We start from the raw sequence: 16,958 nt of genomic DNA on the forward strand, positions 1-16,958 counted from the left end.
CCCGGTCGCCGGCCTAGGCCGAGCTGCCCCCTCCGGCCCTCTGGGCCACCTCCCCCAGAGGGGGAGGAGAGCCTCAGCGGATCGTCAGGCGCGCCTGGGGCAGCATCGGGAAGGTCACGATCGACACCTCCCACAGCTCGACGCGGGACAGCACGCGCAGGCGGCCTTGGGTGCGGGCCTTCACCTGTCGGAAGCCGATGGAGAGGCCGTCCAGGGCCCCGGCCTCGACCAGGGCGGCGACCAGGCGGCCTCGCGGCGTGGACCGCAGGATCCGCCCACGGACGAACAGGCCCCTGGCGTCCTCCACGACCGCGTCCCAGACCCCGACCGGCTCGGCGTCGTCATGCTGGTGCAGCATCGCCACGGGCGCGCCGGCGGCCAGGCTCTCGGCGAAGGCCCCGGCGGCGGTGACGTCATCATTGAGGTCGCGGGTCCAGAACAGCGAGGCGTAGCCCTCGATCTTCAGTTCGGTGTCTAGGTCCCTGATCATGGGGCGCGCTCCAGCCGGGCTTCGATACGGGCGAGGCTCTGGCGGGTGGCGGTCGCCTGTTCCTCCAGCCGGGCCAGACGTTCGGCGACCGGGGCCTGGGCCTCCAGCCGGCGCTGCATGTCGTCGATCCGCGCCGAGGCCTTGCCGGCCCACAGCAGGGCGGCGGCGGCCTGCAGCGCCACGGCGACCAGGACGGCGGCCGAGACCTGGCGGTCCAGCCGCCAGCGGCCAACGGGGTTTTCTTCGGCGGCGCTCAATGTTCCGGCCCCGCCAATCCTAGACCAGCAAGCCGCCGGCGCTCGGCGTCGGTCAGGAAGCTGGCCGCCTGCAGCCGGCTCCACAGGGCGTCGCGCTCGGCCGACAGGGCTGGCACGGCGTCGAGATCCGGGGCGATCCTGGCGCCCGGGAACTTGACGGCCAGCCAGCCGGTCAGGGCCCGCGCCGCCCGCTCGGCCAGCGGAACCACCGTTCCGCGCCAGAAGGCGGCGTTGGCCTCGCGATAGTTGGCGTAGGTGTTGTCGCCGGGGATGCCCAAGAGCTGCGGCGGCACCCCGAACGCCAGAGCGATCTCGCGGGCGGCGGCGTGCTTGCCCTCGGTGAAGTCCATCTCGGCCGGGGTCAGCGACATGGCCCGCCAGTCGAGGCCGCCTTCCAGCAGCAGCGGCCGGCCGGCGTTGGCCTGGCCCGAATGAGCGGCGGCCAGCTCGGTCTTCAGCCGGTCGAACTGCTCGTCCGACAGGCGGTCGCCGGCGTCCTTGGACGAATAGACCAGCGCCCCCGAGGGCCGGGCGGAGTTGTCCAGCAGGGCCTTGTTCCAGGCGCTGGAGGCGTTGTGGACGTCGATCGCGAAGGCCGCGGCCTCCAGCGGCGAGAAGCCGTAGTGGTCGTTGGTCGGGTTGAACAGCTTCAGGTGCAGCACCGGCAGCCAGCCCTCGGCGTCGCGGGCGATGCGAACCGTGCGTCCGGCGGCCTGGTAGTCATAGGCCAGCGGCCAGCCGCGCGGTCCGGGGACCAGGGTCATCCGGTCGGGACGCAGGGCGTAGAGCTCGGTCGGGGCGGCGTCGCCGGCCGCTTCCAGATAGGCGTTGCCGGCGACCTGCAGGCTCCCGAAAAACGCCTCCATCAGGTCGGGCCCGCCCTGCTCGGGATTGGGCCGGTCCAGCAGCCGCTTCAGCGGATGATCGTCGGCCCGCCGGCCGCCCGCGAACACCGCCAGCGGCGTCGACGCGGCGGCTTCGGCGATCAGACGCACGCAGCGATAGGCGACAGGGTTCTTGGCGAAGCCCTCGCTGGCGAGCGCGCCATAGTCGCGCGGCGTCCACTGCGGCCGCCCGCCCGTGGTGAGGGCGATCAGGCGCGCGGCGCGGGAGTCCTTGGTCTCGCGAGGCGGGCGGGGTTTGAAGAGGGCCATGGGCGCTCCCGAAAGGTTGAGAACAAATGGAGAACAATGTAGGGTGGCGCTCGGCGGCCAGGACAACCTCTCCTCCCCCTTTGGGGGAGGGGGACCGGCGAACGCCGGTGGAGGGGGACAGCACGGGAGGCCCGGAGAATGGAGCAAACGAGGCCCGAAGCCGTGACCCAAGCCCGCCGCCTTCGGCGACAGATGTCGCCACCGGAAGCCCGGCTCTGGACCGCCCTCAGACGCGGCGGCCTCGAAGGCCTGAAGTTCCGCCGGCAGCATCCCTTCGGGCGCTGCGTGCTGGATTTCTACTGCGCGTCGCTACGCCTGGCGGTCGAGGTGGATGGCTCCGACCACACGCTCGACAGCCGACCGGAGCGCGACGTGGCGCGGGATCGATGGCTGCGTATTCAGGGCGTCAGAACGTTGCGGATTCCGGCGCACGAGGTGATGGACTCCGTGGACAGCGCGCTCGGCGCGATCAGGGCGTTCATCGTGGAGGGGCGGCGCTGACCCCCTCCACCGCCGTTCGGCGGTCCCCCTCCCCCAAAGGGGGAGGAGAGAGGTCGCCCCTCGACGCCGCAGGCTCCCTCTCCGCCCCACTTGGGGGCGGACAGACCTGCGTCAGCAGGTCAGGTGGGGGCCTGTGCTGAGTCAGAGCGACCTCAACCGCGGCGTCTGCCGCCCGCCCAGCATCAGCTCACTCACCGCCCAGACCAGGGCGTCCGCGCGGTCCGGGCTGTGTTCAAGATCTCCCGAGCCCAGGGCCATCAGCTCCTCCTCCAGCGCGACGAAGGCGCCGCAGTGGAGCACGCGCCCCTGCTCGTACAAGGCCGCCACGGGCTCGGCGCGGGCGCGCTTGCCGATGCTGGCGCGGACCAGCTTCACGCGGCACGGCGGATCGGCCTGGGCCAGGACCGAGCGCACCATGTCGCCGCCCTGGTTGGCCTCGGCCACCAGGGCGTCGGCGGTCCAGGCCCGCGCGGCGGCCACCGCCTTCGCCGCCCAGCCGGCGGGGGACAGGCCCCGCGCGGTCTCGTCGGCCAGCACGAAGGCCCGGTCGTCGCGACGGCCGACCACCACGATCCCGCAGGCGTCGCCGGTCGCCGTCGCCGGCGGGTCCACCGCCACCACCACGCGGTCGAGCCGCGCGGGCTTCGCCGCCCGGCAGCGCGCCAGGTCCTCGGCCCGGAACAGGCCGCCGTCGGTCTCGACGATGATCCCGTCCAGCTCCTGGGCGGCCAGCCGCGTGCCGCCGTAGAGGGTTTCCAGCGTCCGCAGGAACGCCGGCGCCAGATTGCCAGCGTTGGCGCTGGTCCCGGCGCGGGTCATGGCCACGCCGGGTTCGGCGATCAGGGTCTTCAGCGCCCGGATCGGCCGGGGCGTCGAGGTGACGACCAGGCGCGGATCCTCGCCCAGCCGCAGGCCGAAGCGCAGCATGGCCAGGGTCTCGGCGGGCTTGGGCCAGGCGCAGAACTCGTCGGCCCAGGCCGCGTGGAACTGCGGGCCGCGCAGGCTGTCCGGATCCTCGGCCGAAAAGGCGTAGGCCGTCGCGCCATTGGGCCAGACCAGCCGCCGGCGCGAGGTTTCCCAGCGGGGGCGGAACAGTGGCCCGCCCATCGCCTTCAGCCCGGACGGGCCCTCGATCATCACCTCGCGCACGTCGTGCAGCGTGGGGCCGACCAGGGCCAGGTTCGAATAGGCCAGGGCGTTCAAGGTGACCCAGCGCGCGCCGGCGAAGGTCTTGCCCGCGCCACGTCCGCCCAGCATCAGCCAGGTCGACCAGGCGTCGTCGCGCGGCGTCATCTGGTGGATCAGCGGATCGCCCAGGAGCGCGCTAAGCAGGCGCTGCTGGTCCTCCCTGTCCAGCGTCCGCGTCGCCGCCGTCAGCCAGTTCCGCTCGACGCTTGAGCTCGAGGAGCTCAGCGAAGCGATCGAACCGGGCGGCAAGAGCGGCCTGAATCTCTTCGGGGTCGTCGGGGATGCCGTCATGCATGGAGGCCTCGTCGTCATTGGCCGCCTCTCCGAAGGTGGGGGCGGCGGGCTTGATCTTCTCGGCGGGCGGCTCAGGGACCATCGTCTCGATCGCCTTGGCCGAGCGAGCGAAGACCCCGCAGGTGCGGGCGTCCTTCTCGATCTGGGCCTTCTCGGCGGGGTCCGTGCTGGTCTCGAAGGCGTCGATGAGGGTGTCCATCTTCGCCCGGAGCCTGGTCTGCAGCGTCTCGCTCCAGCCCTGCGGCTCGTCGCTTCTTCCGGCCATGACACAAAGGTACGGCACAAGCGGGCGCGGATCATTCAGGCGACCGTAAAAGTGACAAGCCCTTGATTTCGCTCGCCTCCGTTTCGCCAACGCCGGGGATCCAGCGGCCTCGATCCCCATACTTGGCGCCTCCACGCGGTGGAGAGGTCAGCGCCGGTACAGCCAGGTCCCCGGCAGGCCCATCCGCACGCAGGCCTCGTAAGGCGGCGCGCCGGGGATCGGCGTCCGGTCCGCCAGCCGCGCCGCCGCCCTGATCACCGGCAGCTCCAGCGGCCGGGGCAGCCATTCGCGCCCCAGGCCCAGCACCGTGCGCGCCTCGCTCGGAACCAGCCCCACGGCCGCCCGGATCAGCGGGTGCTGCAGCCGGCTCAGCGGTCCGGCCACCCTGACCCCGCGCATCAGGTCCAGGAACTCCAGCACGATCGCCGAGCGCTCCAGCCGCGGCAGCATGGCCGCCAGCTGCGCTTCCCAGGCGGCCTCCGACGTCGGCGCGCCCAGAGCGCCGTAGAGCCGCGCGGCCGGGGCCGCCTCGGCGTAGAACCGGTCGCGATCCTCCAGCGACAAGGGCGCGACCAGCGCGTGGTAGGCGTTCAGGAAGCCGAAGCTGGCCGTGGCCTGCACCCAGTCCAGCAAGGCGACGTCGGAGGCCCGGTAGCCCTCGCCGCCGGGCGTCGTTCCGCCGACCCGCGCGTGCTGGCGGCCGACCCCGGCGATCATCGCCTCGGCGACCGAGCGCGCGCCATAGACCGTGACCATCGCGGCGAGGCCGGTGCGCTTCAGCCGGGTCATCGGGTCGGTCCGGAAGCTGGAATGTTCCCAGACGCCGGTGCGCACGCGCGGCTCGGCCAGTTCCAGGATCACCGCCGTCACCCCGCCGACGAACAGGGCGACCGGGTTCTTGAACACCCGCCACGACACCGAGTCCGGCGCGGCCAGGGCCGGCTCGCCCGCCGGAGCGGTAAAATCCACGCGCGGACCGCCCGGAATCTCGAACAGGGACTTGGCGGCGTCGGCGAAACGGGCTTTCAAGGGCGCCTCCGGCACGGTTCAGCCCCTTCTAACGCCTGAACCCGCCGTCGCGCGCATGGACTTGTCATGTTAGCGCTCCCATCTATACCGACCGAAACCACTCATTGCGGGACGACGAACGTGCATCTGACGGGCGAGCTTCTGATCGGCGGCGAAAGCCGCAAGGGAACCAACGGCGAGATCAAGGGCGTCAATCCCGCCACCGGCGAGACCCTGGAGCCCGCGTTCGGCGGCGCGACCAAGGCCGATGTCGAACAGGCCGCGGCCCTGGCGGCCGAGGCGTTCGGGCCCTACCGGTCCCTGCCCTACGAGACCCGCGCCACCTTCCTGGAAGCCATCGCCGAGCATATCGAGGCGATCGGCGACGACCTGATCGTCCGCGTCATGGCCGAGACCGGCCTGCCCCGCGCCCGCCTCGAAGGCGAGCGGGGTCGCACGACCGGCCAGCTGCGCCTGTTCGCCAGCGTGCTGCGCGACGGCGGCTTCCTGGAGGCTCGCATCGACCCGGCCCTGCCGGACCGCAAGCCGCTGCCGCGTCCTGACCTGCGCCTGCGCAACGTGCCGCTGGGCCCGGTGGCCGTGTTCGGCGCGAGCAACTTCCCGCTGGCCTTCTCGGTGGCCGGCGGCGACACCGCCTCGGCCCTGGCGGCCGGCTGCCCGGTCATCGTCAAGGCCCACCCGGCTCACCCCGGCACCTCGGAGCTGATCGGCCGCGCCATCCAGGCCGCCGTCGCCTCGGTCGGCCTGCATCCGGGCGTGTTCTCGATGATCCACGACAGCGGCTACGAGATGGGCGTGGCCCTGGTCGCCGATCCGCGCGTCAAGGCCGCCGGCTTCACCGGTTCGCGTCGGGGCGGCCTGGCGCTGGCCGCCGTCGCCCAGGGCCGGCCCGAGCCCATCCCGTTCTACGCCGAGATGAGCAGCATCAATCCGGTCATCCTGCTGCCGGCCGCCCTGGCGGCGCGCGGCGAGAAGATCGCCCCGGACTTCGTGGCCGCCCTGACCCTGGGCGCGGGCCAGTTCTGCACCAATCCCGGCCTGATCCTGGCCATCGACGGCCCCGAGCTGGACGCCTTCGTCGAGGCCGCCGGCAAGGTGGTGGAGGCCGCCCCGGCCGCCGTCATGCTGACCCCGGGCATCTGCCAGGCCTTCGCCCACGGCGTCGACGCCCTCTCGCAGGACAAGGCGGTCACCACCGTGGCGCGCGGCCTGCCCGGCGCGGACGGCAGCCACACCGGCCGCGCGGCCCTGTTCAGCGTCAAGGCCGCCGACTTCCTGGCCAATCCGCACCTGCACGAGGAGGTGTTCGGCGCCGCCTCGGTGGTCGTCCGCGCCACCGACCAAGCCGAGCTGGCCAGGGTCATCGACGCCCTGGAAGGCCAGCTGACCATCGCCATCCACCTGGAAGAGGCCGACCACGCCCTCGCCGGCGCCCTGCTGCCGGCGCTGGAGCTGAAGGCCGGCCGCATCCTGGTCAACGGCTTCGGCACCGGGGTGGAAGTGGCCAACGCCATGGTCCACGGCGGCCCGTTCCCGGCGACCAGCGACGCCCGGGCGACCTCGGTCGGCACCCTGGCGATCGCGCGCTTCCTGCGGCCGGTCAGCTACCAGAACCTGCCGGAAGCGCTGCTGCCGGCGGAGCTGCGGACGGAGAACCCGCTGGGCATCGCCCGGCGGGTCGATGGCAAGGTGAAGCTGGCTTAGGCCGCGTGTTTTCTCTCCTCCCCCTTCTGGGGGAGGGGAACCGCCGAACGGCGGTGGAGGGGGTCAACGCCGCGCCAATCTAGGCCCGCGCCGTCCCCCTCCGTCACGGCGCGTATTCGCGCCGCGCCACCTCCCCCAAAGAGGGGAGGAGAACTCCAGATCAGCCCTCACGATACTTAAGCAATCACTTGACCTTTTCCCCACACCTCGATACTTAATCTAATGCCTAACCATCAACCCTCGCTCGACCTGATGTTCCAGGCCCTCGCGGATCCCGCGCGGCGGAGCATGGTCGAGCGGCTTTCCCGGGGCCCCGCCTCGGTGAGCGAACTGGCCCGGCCGCTGGACATGTCGCTGCCGGCGGTCATGCAGCACCTGGCCATGCTGGAGGCGGGCGGGATCGTGGCGTCGGAGAAGGTCGGCCGGGTGCGCATCTGCCGGATCAATCCCGATGTCCTCAGTGTCGCCGAACAGTGGATCCACCAGAGGCGCACCCAATGGGAGCAGCGCCTCGACCGGCTCGGCGCCTTTCTGGCCGCCGAGGAAGACGGGGAAACCAAATGACCGACCGCCCAAAGACAGGCCGCAGCGCCATCCACGCCACCTTCGTCGTCGAGCGGGTCTATGCCGCCTCGCCCGCCCGGGTGTTTTCCGCCTTCGCCGATCCGGAGCAGAAGGCCAAGTGGTTCCACGGTCCCGAGGAATGGGGCCCGCCGGAGAGCGGCATGGACTTCCGCGTCGGCGGCGAGGACTACGCCGTCAGCCGCCCGCCGGGCGAGCCGCCGCACCACTTCCGCAGCCGCTACCACGACATCGTGCCCGATGAGCGGATCGTCTACACCTACTGGATGCACCACGGCGACAACCTGGCCTCGGTGTCGGTCTCGACCATCGAGATCCGCCCGGAGGGGCCCAAGACGCGCCTGGTGATCACCGAGGTCGGGGTGTTCCTGGACGGCTACTACTCGCCCGAGGGCCGCGAGGACGGGACCCGGCAACTGATGGAACAGATCGCGCCGCTCGTGGAGGGGACGACGCCCTAGACGCCGCCGCACACCTCTCTCCTCCCCTCTTGGGGGAGGTGGCGCGGCGCGATACGCGCCGTGACGGAGGGGGACGGCGCGGGCCTGAATTGACGCGGCGCTGACCCCCTCCACCGCCGTTCGGCGGTCCCCCTCCCCCAAGAGGGGGAGGAGAGACGATACCGGCCTCGCCTCAGTGCCCCCCAGCGCTCGGCGGCTTCGCGATCTTCGCCACATCCGCCTCGGTCACCGGCTTGGCGTAGCTGTTGCCGAAGTGCGTGCGGACATAGGTCACCGCCTCGGCCATCTGGGCGTTGCTCAGCGTGCCGACGAACCCTGGCATCGCGCCCTTGCCGCCCGTCACGATCATGATCGGATAGGCCGCCCCCGCCAGCCGCGGATTGTTCGCCAGGGCCGGGATGGTCCCCGCCCCGGTCGCGCCCTTGGCGTCGGCCATGTGGCAGGCCTGGCAGACCGCGCCATAGACCTGCTCCCCCGTCACGGGCTTGACCGCCCGGACGATGCCACCGCCGGTGTCGCCGCCGCCGGAAGTCTGGGCCATGGCCGGAAAGGCGATCAGGGCCGCCGTCGCTAAGATGATCTTCCGCATGATCCTCAAGCCTCCAGCGCGCGCTTGTGCAGACGGGTGATGGCGTCGATGGACGAGAGCAGCGCCCCCTCCATCCAGCAGCCGACGTAGGAGGCGTGCTCGCCGGCCAGCACGATCCGGCGGTCCATGCCGACCAGGGTCTGGTAGTGCTCCTTGCGGGTATCCTCGTTCCAGCGGGCGCAGCAGCCCAGCGTCCAGGGCACCCGGCTCCAGGCCACCGAGGCCCCGCTGGCGAACTCCTGGCGGTAGCTCTTGGGGTGCAGCACCGAGCCCTGCGCCAGGGCCACCTCGATCCGCTGCTCGGGCGTCATGCCGGCCAGGCGATAGGCCCCCATCTCGCGGGCGAAGGCGCCCAGCAGCACCGCCGGCCCGTCCTTGAACATGTTGTTGTTCGGATAGGAGATCAGGGCGATCTCCTGGTCGGTGAAGCTGTGGCCGCCGTAGATGTAGTCGTCCTCCTCCCAGAAGCGGCGCTTCATCTCCAGGCCGATCTTGACCTGGCCGGAATAGGGCACGGCCTTGATGGCGGCCATCATCTCGTCGGTCACCTGCAGATCCATCTGGCCGAGAATGCCCAGCGGGATCGTGCAGACGCACCAGTCGGCCTTGGCGTCGGTCACCTTGCCCGTGGCGGTGTCGGCATAGGTCACCACCACGCCCTTGTCGTCCTGGGCGATCTTGCTGACCTTGGCGTTGTAGGTGATCAGGCCGTCCACCTGCTTGGCGAAGGCCTTGCCGATCATGTCCATGCCGCCGACCGGCTGGAACATGGTGGTCTGCATCTCGTGGCCCATGAAGAAGGCCATCGAGGTCCAGACCTGCGGGTCCAGCACGTCGTGCAGCTTGTAGAGGTCCTTGGACGGGATCGGCGCGCCGTTGACCCCGCCGCCCGGCGGACGCTCGAAGCCGCGATGGCCCGAGGCCTTCAGGCCGGCCGAATACCTGTAGTCGTTGTCCAGCATGCCCCAGCCCTTCAGGGCCTCCAGCAGCTTGTCACGGTCTTCCTGGGTGACGGTGTCGTCCAGAGCCTTGGCGTTGACCGACTTGGCCAGCAGCTCGGCGATATTGCCCTCGAAGTCGGCGGCGGCGGCGTTGAAGCGCACCGGCTTGCCGTCGAAGGCCTGGGACGAGTGGACCCAGCCGGAGTGGTTGAACTGGATGAACGGCTCCAGGGCCACGCCGAACGACTTGCAGTAATGCAGCAGGGTCCGGTGGTGGTGCGGGATCCGCCAGGGGCCGGGGTTCAGGTAGTTGCCCGGCGAGAAGGCCACCTTCTGGGTCGCGCCGCCGAGTTCGGTATAGGTATCGCCGCCCCGCAGCGACCAGTTGCGGCCGCCGGCGCGGTTCTGGAACTCCAGGATCCTGACCTTGTAGCCGGCCTTGGTCAGCTCGAACGCCGCCAGCATCCCCGCCAGGCCCGCGCCCAGCACGATCACCGAAGCGCCGGGCCGCGCGCCCTGCAGGTTCGGCGGGCCATGGAACTGGGTCTCGGCCGCGTGGCCCAGCGTGGTCATGGCCTGATACAGCGCGGCCGTGCCGCCGACCTTGGCGATGGCCGAAAGAAGCTGGCGCCTGGTTGGCGCCGTTACACCCGATCCCATTGAAAGCCCGTCCCCGACAGAACCGTCGAAGCCGACGGTGTGGCCAAGGGTTAGCAGGGGCGACGGCCGGAGCGAGGCTTGGCCGGCCGTCACGCCATGCTGTGGCGTCAAAGGCCCCGATTTATCGGCGCCCTGACGATGGGGCTGCGCGCGAACTGTGCAGCCGTCTCCCTACCGCACCACCCGCAGAGTCGGCCGGTCCGATACCGCCTGGGTCAGCGGGACCACGAAGTGGAAGCTGGACCCCTGCCCCGGCGTCGAGTGGACGCCGATCGCGCCGCCCATCAGTTCGACCAGTTCGCGGCAGATCGACAGGCCAAGGCCGGCGCCGTCGTGGGCGCGGGTCAGGGAGCTGTCGACCTGGGAGAAGGTCTTGAACAGCTCGGACAGGTCCTCGGCGGCGATGCCCAGGCCAGTGTCCTCGACCTCGAAGCGCAGACCCTTGGCGGTGGGACGGACGCGGACAGTGACGCCGCCTTGGTCGGTGAACTTGACGGCGTTGGCCACCAGGTTGCCCAGCACCTGGCGCAGACGCATCGGGTCGCCGACCCAGCGGCCGCGCAGCTCGGGCGCGATGTCCGACGTCAGGTCCAGGCCCTTGGCCGCGGCCGCGCCGGAGAAGGCCGCGCACGAGGCCTCGACCAGGGCGGCCAGGTCGAAGGTCTCGGACCGCAGCCGCACCGCGCCGGTCTCGAGCCTGGCGATGTCGAGGATGCTGTTCAGCAGGGCCAGCAGCGCCTGACCGGACTCCTGCAGGATCTTCAGGCGGCGGCCCTGCGTCTCGCTGAGCGTGTCGGCGGCCATCACCTGGGCCATGCCCAGCACGCCGTTCAGCGGGGTGCGGACCTCGTGGCTCATATTGGCCAGGAAGCGGGTCTTGGCGGCGTTGGCGGCCTCGGCCTCCTCCTTGGCGGCCAGCAGCTCCAGGCGCCCGGCCTCCAGCTTGCGCAGGGCCTCGGCGACGCGCTGGGTCAGCACGGCGCCGGCGGCGGCCAGCACCAGAAAGCCGATCAGCAGCCACGGCGCGACGCTCTTCAGCAGCTTCAGACCCGGGTTCCTGGCCTTCCAGGCCAGGGCCCCGAACGCATGACCCTCGATGTCGCGCAAGGTGACCTTCGGCGGATCGCCGCCCGGGCGGCGCATCAGGACCAGGTTGTCCAGCCCCAGGTCGTCCGACAACTGATGAACGAAGGCGGCGTCCATCCGGCGGGCGCTGACGACGATCGCTGGCGGGCCGTCATAGAGGTCGGCGACGGCCCGGCTCTCCGGCGTCACGGCGGCGAAGGCGACCAGATAGGCATCGTCGTCGATCCGCATCAGACCCGTCCGCGTCACCTCGCCGGCGGTGCTGAGCTTGCCGGCGCGGCGCGCCGCGCGGGCCTTGGCGGCCACATCGGCGGCGATCGGGGCCGCTTCGGCGGGAAAGCCACCGAGGGCGTCGGCCGAAACCCGCTTGCCGCCGGTCGAGGCGTAGACCACCTGCCCCGAGCGGATGACGAAGGTCAGGTCGTGCTTGAACTGGTCGTGGTAGTAGGTGGCGAAATCGGTGTCGGCCCAGGTCGCGTTGATCGTCCAGCCCATGGCCTTGTAGGCCTGGTCCCAGACCGTGGCCGACGTCACCTCGCGCTCTGTCCGCTCCAGGGTGCGGACGATGGTGCGCTGGGTGATCTCGATCTCGTCGACCGCTTCCATGTGGTCCAGCTGGCGCGCGGCCAGGATCACCAGGGCCAGTCCGCCCAGGATCGAGACGACGACCAGCACGGCGGCCGCGCCGACGATCCCGTGGATCAGTCGCATGGGCCGCGCTTCTGCGGTCCGGAAAGGTTGGCGCGGTCGCGTCATTGACCGTCACCATGATGAACAACCGCGTTCGCCGGAAGGTGACGTGTGGACGCAGCTCAGGCTTAACGCGGCCTTAAGCCCTCCAGGACCAGCGCCGTCACCGCCGCCCGGGTCTCCTGCATGAAACGCTGGTCGGACAAGGACTTACCGGTCAGGGCGCGCACCTGGACGGCGAAGTCGGCATAGTGCTGGGTCAGGGCCCAGAGGGCGAAGATCAGGTGCGGCGGGTCCACCGGGGCAAGCCTGCCCGCCGCCACCCACGCCGCGATCACCGTGACCTTGGCGTCGAACACCGCCTTCAGGGGCCCCGCGAGCACGGGCTTCAGCAGCGGCGCGCCGCGCAGCATCTCCAGGGCGAACAGCCGCGAGACCTCCGGATGGTCGCGGCTGAGCGCCAGCTTGGCGTCGATCAGGGCGGCGATGGCCTCGGCGGGATCGTCGCCCTCGCTGAAGCGACTCAGGGGCGCCAGCCACAGGGACAGCCCCTGCTCCAGCACCGCCACGTACAGGGCCTCCTTGGTCGGGTGGTAGTAGAGGAGATTGGCCTTCGAGATCCCGGCGGCCTGGGCGATGGCCTCGACGCTGGCCCCGTCCAGGCCAAGGCGGGCGAAGACGCCCAGCGCGGCCTTCAGGATAGCGGCCTTGCGGGCCTTGCGGGCCCTTTGGCGAGGCCCGGGGCTGCGGCCGCCCTTTGACGCTCCGGCCGCCTCGCTGTCGCCCACGCTTTGAGCGGCCTTGACCAGCTCGCGGGCGCCGGACGCGCGCTTGGACGCCGGTTTGCCAGCGGCCTTGCGCGACGGCTTGACGGTCTTGGCGGCGGCGTCGGTCATGCCAGCTCAAACTTGGACCATTTGGTCAAACATGGACCGAACGGTTCGGATTGCAACGTTACGCGGGATGGTATTCCATGCCCCTCGGATTTCACAAGGAGCCGCGTCGATGAGCTCTCCGATCACCCCGCTTTCGCCCGGCGCGATCATGCTGCCCGCGCGGCCCGAGCCGATCCCGGTCGACCCGAAGACGACGGCGGTGATCGTCATCGACATGCAGAACGCCTACGCCTCCAAGGGCGGCTATCTCGACCTGGCCGGCTTCGACATCTCGGGCGCCGCGAAGGTGATCGAGGAGATCAAGACCATCCTGCCCGTGGCCCGCGCCGCCGGGATGCAGGTGATCTTTTTCCAGAACGGCTGGGACGATCAGTATGTCGAGGCCGGCGGTCCCGGCTCGCCCAACTGGTGGAAGTCCAACGCCCTGAAGACCATGCGCGCCCGGCCCGAGCTGCGGGGCAAGCTCTTGGCGCGCGGCCAGTGGGACTACGAGCTGGTCGACGCGCTAAAGCCCGAGCCGGGCGACATCCAGCTGCACAAGACCCGCTACAGCGGCTTCTTCAACAGCCAGCTGGACAGCGTGCTGCGGGCGCGCGGCATCCGCCACCTGGTGTTCGTGGGCATCGCCACCAATGTCTGCGTCGAGTCGACCCTGCGCGACGGCTTCTTCCTCGAATATTTCGGGACCGTGCTGGAAGACGCCACCCACCAGGCGGGCCCCGACTTCGTGCAGAAGGCGGCGCTGTTCAACATCGAGAGCTTCTTCGGCTGGGTCTCGACGACCGCCGACTTCAAGGGGGCGTTCGGGCAGCTGGCGCCGGAAACCTAACCACCCCACTCCGATCTCCCCGGCGAATGCCGGGGCCCAGATCGAACCCATGGAAGTACCGGAAGCGGACCGGCCAGCAGGCGCGAACACCCAAACCGACCCGGATGAATCTGGGTCCCGGCATTCGCCGGGAAGGTCGGATTTGATGAGGATTTAGAGGAGCAACACCATGCCCAAGACCGTCATCACCCCGCCCGGGACGGGCACGCCGATCGCCCCGTTCTCGCCCGGGACCCTGGCCGACGGCATCGTCTACGTCTCGGGCACGCTCGCCTTCGACAAGGACAACAACGTCGCCTTCCCCGACGACGCCGAGGCCCAGACCCGGCAGGTGCTGGAGACCATCAAGTCGGTGATCGAGACCGCCGGCGGCACCATGGAGGACGTGACCATGAACCACATCTTCCTGACCGACTGGAGCTTCTACCAGACGATCAACAAGGTCTATGCAGAGTACTTCCCCGGCGACAAACCCGCCCGCTACTGCATCCAGTGCGGCCTGGTGAAGCCCGGCTTCGTGGTCGAGATCGCCAGCGTCGCGCACATCGGGAAGAAGTAGCCGCATGACCTCCGGCACGGTCGACGGCCTCCACTACGAGCTGCACGGCGGTCCGGTCGCCGGCCGCGAGGTCGTGCTGCTGTCTTCGGGCCTGGGCGGCTCGGGCGCGTTCTGGGCCCCGCAGATGGCGGCCCTGACCGAGCGTTGGCCGGTCGTGCTCTACGACCATCGCGGCACGGGCCGCAGCGTCCGCGAGCTGCCAGACGACTATACCGTCGCCCATATGGCCGACGACATGGTCAAGGTCATGGACGCCCTGGCCCTGCCAAAGGCCCACGTGGTCGGCCACGCGGCCGGCGGCAATGCGGGCCTTCAGCTCGCGCTGGACCAGCCCGATCGCCTGGGCAAGCTGGTGGTGGTCAACGGCTGGTCGCGGCCCGATCCGCACATCCAGCGCTGTTTCGACACCCGCATCCATCTGCTGAACGACAGCGGACCGCAAGCCTATGTCCACGCCCAGCCGATCTTCCTCTATCCGGCCGACTGGATTTCGCGGAACCACGCGCGCCTGCAGGCCGAGGAGCCTCACCACGTGGCCGGCTTCCCGCCGCGCGAGGTGATGCTGGCCCGGATCAACGCCCTGCTGGCCTTCGACGTCGACGCGCGGCTGGAGGAGATCACCCACCGGGTGCTGATCAGCGCCAGCGCCGACGACATGCTGGTGCCGCCCAGCTGCTCGCAGCGCCTGGCCGGCCGCCTGCCCAACGCCGACTACCAGGTCGCCGCCTGGGGCGGCCACGGCTTCACCGTCACCGATCCCGAGACCTTCAACGAAGGTCTGATCAAGTTTCTGGAGGGCGCGTGAGCGCGCCCGTCATCTCAAGAACCACAGGGGAATAAACCCATGCAGGTCGGCGTCTTCATCCCCATCGGCAACAACGGCTGGCTCATCTCCGAGACCTCGCCGCAGTACATGCCCAGCTTCGCGCTCAACAAGGAGATCACCCAGAAGGCCGAGAAGTACGGCTTCGACTTCGCGCTCTCGATGATCAAGCTGCGCGGGTTCGGCGGCAAGACCCAGTTCTGGGAGCACAATCTCGAGAGCTTCACCCTGATGTCGGGCCTGGCGGCCGTGACCAGCAAGATCAAGATCTTCGCCACCGTCGCCACCCTGACCATCCCGCCGGCCATCGTGGCGCGCATGGCCTCGACCATCGACTCGATCGCCCCGGGCCGCTTCGGCATCAACCTGGTGACCGGCTGGCAGAAGGCCGAGTACAGCCAGATGGGCCTGTGGCCGGGCGAAGCGCACTATACCGACCGCTACAACTACCTGGCCGAATACACGACCGTGCTGAAGGACCTTCTGGAGACCGGCGTCTCGGACTTCAAGGGCAAGTACTTCACCATGGACGACTGCCGGGTCAGCCCGCATCCCAAGGAGACCAAGCTGATCTGCGCCGGCTCGTCCGACGAGGGCCTGGCCTTCACGGCGCAATATGCCGACTACAGCTTCGCCCTGGGCAAGGGGACCAACACCCCGACCGCCTTCGCCAGCGTCAACAAGCGGCTGGAAGCGGCCGCCGAAAAGACCGGCCGCGACGTCAAGTCGTTCATCCTGTTCATGATCATCGCCGACGAGACCGACGAGAAGGCCATGGCCAAGTGGCAGAAGTACCGCGACGGCGCGGACCAGGAGGCGCTGGCCTGGCTGACCCAGCAGGCCGCGCCTAACGCCAAGGCCGGCGCGACGACCAACACCACCCAGCTGGCCGCGCCGGAATCGGCGGTGAACCTGAACATGGGCACGCTGGTCGGCAGCTATGAGAGCATCGCCCGGATGATGGACGAGATCGCCGCGGTGCCCGGCACGGCCGGGGTGCTGCTGACCTTCGACGACTTCGTGAAGGGCGTCGAGGACTTCGGCGAGAAGATCCAGCCGCTGATGAAGAGCCGGAAATAAGCCGAGCCGGGCGTCCCCTCTCCTCCCCCTATGGGGGAGGGGGACCGCCGAACGGCGGTGGAGGGGGTCGGCGCCGCGCCACCAGGCCCGCGCCGTCCCCCTCCGTCTCGTCGCGTATTCGCGCCGATCCACCTCCCCCAAAAGGGGAGGAGAGATCCGGGCGCCGCTTCCGTCGATCAGTCGACCGCCAGCATCCCCAGCAGCTGCAGGCGGAACACCAGCACGCTGTCCGGCGGGATCTCGCCCATGTCGCGGGGGCCGTAGCCCAGCTCCGAGGGAATGTAGAGGGTCCACTCGTCGCCGACCTTCATCTTCGGCAGGGCCTCCAACCAGCCCTGGATCAGGCCGTCGGCCGGCATGATCGCCGCCTTGCCGCGCGCGAAGCTGCTATCGAACACCGTGCCGTCCAGCAGCTTGCCCTCGTAATTGACCTTGACGATGTCGCCGAGCTTGGGCGACGGGCCGGTCTTCGGGCCCGAGGTCACGACCTTGTACTGCAGGCCCGATGGCAGGGTGACCACGCCCGGGGCCTTGGCGTTCTTTTCCAGGAAGGCCTTGCCGGCCAGGGCGTTGGCCGAGGGCGCGGCGGCCATCTGTGGCGGGGCGGTCGGCGTGACCTGGGCGTGGGCCGCGCCGGCGGCGAGGAAGGCCGTGGCGGCCAAGGTGGCGAGAAGGCGCATCAAGGGTCTTTCGAACGCTGGTGTCAGTGAGCGACACCGTAGCGATCCTTGAGCGGAACTTCGCGGCGAAATTTCGCCTCCTCAACCGCACCAACTCTTGTCATCCCGGCCGAAGCGCAGCGTAGAGCCGGCGACTGTGTTGGGTCAAGCGGGTTTTTGCCAAGGCTGGCCGGATTTAAGCATGCCGTTTGCGGCGACGA

The 16,958-nt window shown here is 70.0% G+C and carries 18 protein-coding genes and 1 pseudogene; 8 read left to right on the top strand and 11 right to left on the bottom strand.

Translation table 11 applies throughout. The features are described from left to right. Positions 1 to 73: 73 nt before the first annotated feature. From AC07R7_RS25705 to AC07R7_RS25715, 3 genes and pseudogenes are all read right to left on the bottom strand, one after another. Positions 74 to 490: an HK97 family phage prohead protease gene (locus AC07R7_RS25705; RefSeq protein ID WP_494637194.1), complete on the bottom strand. Its 417-nt coding sequence runs from the start codon at positions 488 to 490 to the stop codon at positions 74 to 76. Then, positions 487 to 747, bottom strand: a complete 261-nt coding sequence (locus AC07R7_RS25710) for a hypothetical protein (RefSeq protein WP_494637196.1) — start codon at positions 745 to 747, stop codon at positions 487 to 489. Before AC07R7_RS25710 ends, AC07R7_RS25705 begins: the two co-directional genes overlap by 4 nt. After that, positions 744 to 2,095, bottom strand: a pseudogene (locus AC07R7_RS25715) (phage portal protein). Before AC07R7_RS25715 ends, AC07R7_RS25710 begins: the two are co-directional and overlap by 4 nt. On the opposite strand from AC07R7_RS25715, the gene AC07R7_RS25720 reads away from it, so the two are divergent. Beyond that, on the top strand, positions 2,064 to 2,402 hold the full coding sequence (locus AC07R7_RS25720) for an endonuclease domain-containing protein (protein ID WP_492885796.1): 339 nt from the start codon (positions 2,064 to 2,066) through the stop codon (positions 2,400 to 2,402). The pseudogene AC07R7_RS25715 and the gene AC07R7_RS25720 overlap by 32 nt on opposite strands. Before the next feature lie 141 nt (positions 2,403 to 2,543). On the opposite strand, the gene AC07R7_RS25725 is transcribed toward AC07R7_RS25720, so the two are convergent. The 3 genes from AC07R7_RS25725 to AC07R7_RS25735 are packed head-to-tail and all read right to left on the bottom strand — an operon-like array spanning position 2,544 to position 5,178. Next, positions 2,544 to 3,839, bottom strand: coding sequence for a DNA-packaging protein (locus AC07R7_RS25725; RefSeq protein WP_494637199.1), 1,296 nt, complete (start codon positions 3,837 to 3,839; stop codon positions 2,544 to 2,546). Beyond that, positions 3,727 to 4,269, bottom strand: a complete 543-nt coding sequence (locus AC07R7_RS25730; RefSeq protein ID WP_494637201.1) for a hypothetical protein — start codon at positions 4,267 to 4,269, stop codon at positions 3,727 to 3,729. The genes AC07R7_RS25725 and AC07R7_RS25730 overlap by 113 nt, the downstream gene beginning before the upstream one ends. Positions 4,270 to 4,296: 27 nt before the next feature. After that, positions 4,297 to 5,178, bottom strand: coding sequence for an oxygenase MpaB family protein (locus AC07R7_RS25735; RefSeq protein ID WP_494637203.1), 882 nt, complete (start codon positions 5,176 to 5,178; stop codon positions 4,297 to 4,299). Positions 5,179 to 5,244: 66 nt separating this feature from the next. Here AC07R7_RS25735 and AC07R7_RS25740 point away from each other — a divergent pair, with 66 nt between their 5' ends. From AC07R7_RS25740 to AC07R7_RS25750, 3 genes are all read left to right on the top strand, one after another. Continuing rightward, the gene (locus AC07R7_RS25740) at positions 5,245 to 6,882 is read left to right on the top strand and encodes an aldehyde dehydrogenase (NADP(+)) (RefSeq protein WP_494637205.1); all 1,638 of its coding nucleotides are present in this window, start codon (positions 5,245 to 5,247) and stop codon (positions 6,880 to 6,882) included. A gap of 222 nt (positions 6,883 to 7,104) precedes the next feature. Beyond that, positions 7,105 to 7,446 carry an ArsR/SmtB family transcription factor gene (locus AC07R7_RS25745; RefSeq protein WP_494637207.1) on the top strand — a complete coding sequence of 114 codons (342 nt, stop codon included), beginning with the start codon at positions 7,105 to 7,107 and terminating at the stop codon, positions 7,444 to 7,446. After that, the gene (locus AC07R7_RS25750) at positions 7,443 to 7,925 is read left to right on the top strand and encodes an SRPBCC family protein (RefSeq protein ID WP_494637209.1); all 483 of its coding nucleotides are present in this window, start codon (positions 7,443 to 7,445) and stop codon (positions 7,923 to 7,925) included. The genes AC07R7_RS25745 and AC07R7_RS25750 overlap by 4 nt, the downstream gene beginning before the upstream one ends. Before the next feature lie 172 nt (positions 7,926 to 8,097). On the opposite strand, the gene AC07R7_RS25755 is transcribed toward AC07R7_RS25750, so the two are convergent. The 4 genes from AC07R7_RS25755 to rutR all read right to left on the bottom strand — a co-directional run bounded on the left by AC07R7_RS25755 (position 8,098) and on the right by rutR (position 12,787). Next, positions 8,098 to 8,514 (bottom strand): c-type cytochrome, encoded by a 417-nt coding sequence (locus AC07R7_RS25755; protein WP_494637211.1) that lies wholly within the window; start codon positions 8,512 to 8,514, stop codon positions 8,098 to 8,100. A 5-nt stretch (positions 8,515 to 8,519) separates the two neighbouring features. Next, complete coding sequence (locus tag AC07R7_RS25760) at positions 8,520 to 10,115, bottom strand: flavin monoamine oxidase family protein (RefSeq protein WP_494637213.1); 1,596 nt, start codon at positions 10,113 to 10,115, stop codon at positions 8,520 to 8,522. A 171-nt stretch (positions 10,116 to 10,286) separates the two neighbouring features. Next, on the bottom strand, positions 10,287 to 11,912 hold the full coding sequence (locus AC07R7_RS25765) for a sensor histidine kinase (protein WP_494637215.1): 1,626 nt from the start codon (positions 11,910 to 11,912) through the stop codon (positions 10,287 to 10,289). A 107-nt stretch (positions 11,913 to 12,019) separates the two neighbouring features. Continuing rightward, positions 12,020 to 12,787, bottom strand: coding sequence for an HTH-type transcriptional regulator RutR (rutR, locus tag AC07R7_RS25770; RefSeq protein ID WP_494637217.1), 768 nt, complete (start codon positions 12,785 to 12,787; stop codon positions 12,020 to 12,022). A 109-nt stretch (positions 12,788 to 12,896) separates the two neighbouring features. On the opposite strand from rutR, the gene rutB reads away from it, so the two are divergent. The 4 genes from rutB (at position 12,897) to rutA (ending at position 16,078) form a co-directional block, all read left to right on the top strand. Then, positions 12,897 to 13,616 carry a pyrimidine utilization protein B gene (gene rutB / locus AC07R7_RS25775; protein ID WP_494637219.1) on the top strand — a complete coding sequence of 240 codons (720 nt, stop codon included), beginning with the start codon at positions 12,897 to 12,899 and terminating at the stop codon, positions 13,614 to 13,616. A gap of 169 nt (positions 13,617 to 13,785) precedes the next feature. Then, a complete protein-coding gene (gene rutC / locus AC07R7_RS25780) occupies positions 13,786 to 14,175 on the top strand; it encodes a pyrimidine utilization protein C (protein WP_492885819.1) in 390 nt (129 codons plus the stop codon). A gap of 4 nt (positions 14,176 to 14,179) precedes the next feature. Further along, a complete protein-coding gene (gene rutD, locus AC07R7_RS25785) occupies positions 14,180 to 14,980 on the top strand; it encodes a pyrimidine utilization protein D (RefSeq protein WP_494637221.1) in 801 nt (266 codons plus the stop codon). A 39-nt stretch (positions 14,981 to 15,019) separates the two neighbouring features. Beyond that, entirely contained in the window at positions 15,020 to 16,078 is a 1,059-nt protein-coding gene (rutA, locus tag AC07R7_RS25790; protein WP_494637223.1) for a pyrimidine utilization protein A, read from the top strand. 176 nt (positions 16,079 to 16,254) lie between these two features. On the opposite strand, the gene bamJ is transcribed toward rutA, so the two are convergent. After that, on the bottom strand, positions 16,255 to 16,758 hold the full coding sequence (gene bamJ, locus AC07R7_RS25795; protein WP_494637225.1) for a BamJ family beta-barrel-assembly machinery protein: 504 nt from the start codon (positions 16,756 to 16,758) through the stop codon (positions 16,255 to 16,257). Positions 16,759 to 16,958: the final 200 nt, after the last annotated feature.

The sequence above is a fragment of the Caulobacter sp. GW821-FHT05F04 genome, assembly GCF_059419665.1.

Excerpts from the sequence above, each read along its gene's own strand:
- rutC (WP_492885819.1), top strand. The coding sequence starts at position 13,786 with ATGCCCAAGACCGTCATCACCCCGCCCGGGACGGGCACGCCGATCGCC.
- AC07R7_RS25760 (WP_494637213.1), bottom strand. The coding sequence starts at position 10,115 with ATGGGATCGGGTGTAACGGCGCCAACCAGGCGCCAGCTTCTTTCGGCC.
- AC07R7_RS25745 (WP_494637207.1), top strand. The coding sequence starts at position 7,105 with ATGCCTAACCATCAACCCTCGCTCGACCTGATGTTCCAGGCCCTCGCG.
- AC07R7_RS25765 (WP_494637215.1), bottom strand. The coding sequence starts at position 11,912 with ATGCGACTGATCCACGGGATCGTCGGCGCGGCCGCCGTGCTGGTCGTC.
- AC07R7_RS25740 (WP_494637205.1), top strand. The coding sequence starts at position 5,245 with ATGTTAGCGCTCCCATCTATACCGACCGAAACCACTCATTGCGGGACG.
- rutR (WP_494637217.1), bottom strand. The coding sequence starts at position 12,787 with ATGACCGACGCCGCCGCCAAGACCGTCAAGCCGTCGCGCAAGGCCGCT.
- rutD (WP_494637221.1), top strand. The coding sequence starts at position 14,180 with ATGACCTCCGGCACGGTCGACGGCCTCCACTACGAGCTGCACGGCGGT.
- AC07R7_RS25750 (WP_494637209.1), top strand. The coding sequence starts at position 7,443 with ATGACCGACCGCCCAAAGACAGGCCGCAGCGCCATCCACGCCACCTTC.
- bamJ (WP_494637225.1), bottom strand. The coding sequence starts at position 16,758 with ATGCGCCTTCTCGCCACCTTGGCCGCCACGGCCTTCCTCGCCGCCGGC.
- rutA (WP_494637223.1), top strand. The coding sequence starts at position 15,020 with ATGCAGGTCGGCGTCTTCATCCCCATCGGCAACAACGGCTGGCTCATC.
- AC07R7_RS25755 (WP_494637211.1), bottom strand. The coding sequence starts at position 8,514 with ATGCGGAAGATCATCTTAGCGACGGCGGCCCTGATCGCCTTTCCGGCC.
- AC07R7_RS25730 (WP_494637201.1), bottom strand. The coding sequence starts at position 4,269 with ATGGGGATCGAGGCCGCTGGATCCCCGGCGTTGGCGAAACGGAGGCGA.
- rutB (WP_494637219.1), top strand. The coding sequence starts at position 12,897 with ATGAGCTCTCCGATCACCCCGCTTTCGCCCGGCGCGATCATGCTGCCC.
- AC07R7_RS25705 (WP_494637194.1), bottom strand. The coding sequence starts at position 490 with ATGATCAGGGACCTAGACACCGAACTGAAGATCGAGGGCTACGCCTCG.